Origin of the sequence: Pantoea hericii, from assembly GCF_014155795.1 — a bacterium.
Classification (GTDB): Bacteria; Pseudomonadota; Gammaproteobacteria; order Enterobacterales; family Enterobacteriaceae; genus Pantoea; species Pantoea eucalypti.
In genome coordinates this window covers 1-527 of record NZ_SCKV01000020.1, presented here as the reverse complement: position 1 = coordinate 527, position 527 = coordinate 1, and the positions used below count along the sequence as shown (strand labels likewise).

At 52.6% G+C, this 527-nt stretch carries 1 protein-coding gene; it reads left to right on the top strand.

Going from position 1 to position 527, the window contains the following annotated elements:
• A partial coding sequence (locus H7K52_RS18825) for an EF-Tu C-terminal domain-related protein (RefSeq protein WP_008927192.1) occupies nucleotides 1-527 on the top strand: 527 nt, incomplete at both ends.

Sequence of the window (527 nt, the reverse complement as noted above, 5' to 3'; positions counted from 1 at the left end):
CGTGCGATCGACATGCCGTTCCTGCTGCCAATCGAAGACGTATTCTCAATCTCTGGCCGTGGTACTGTTGTTACCGGTCGTGTTGAGCGCGGCATCGTTAAAGTCGGCGACGAAGTTGAAATCGTTGGTATCAAAGATACTGCGAAATCAACCTGTACCGGTGTTGAGATGTTCCGTAAGCTGCTGGACCAGGGTCAGGCAGGCGAAAACTGTGGTGTTCTGCTGCGCGGTATCAAGCGTGAAGACATCCAGCGTGGCCAGGTTCTGGCTAAGCCAGGCTCAATCAAGCCACACACCCAGTTCGAGTCAGAAGTTTACGTTCTGTCTAAAGACGAAGGTGGTCGCCATACTCCGTTCTTCAAAGGCTATCGTCCACAGTTCTACTTCCGTACAACTGACGTAACCGGCTCAGTAGAGCTGCCAGAAGGCGTTGAAATGGTCATGCCAGGCGACAACATCAAAATGGTTGTTACCCTGATCCACCCAATCGCAATGGACGAAGGTCTGCGCTTCGCAATCCGCGAAGG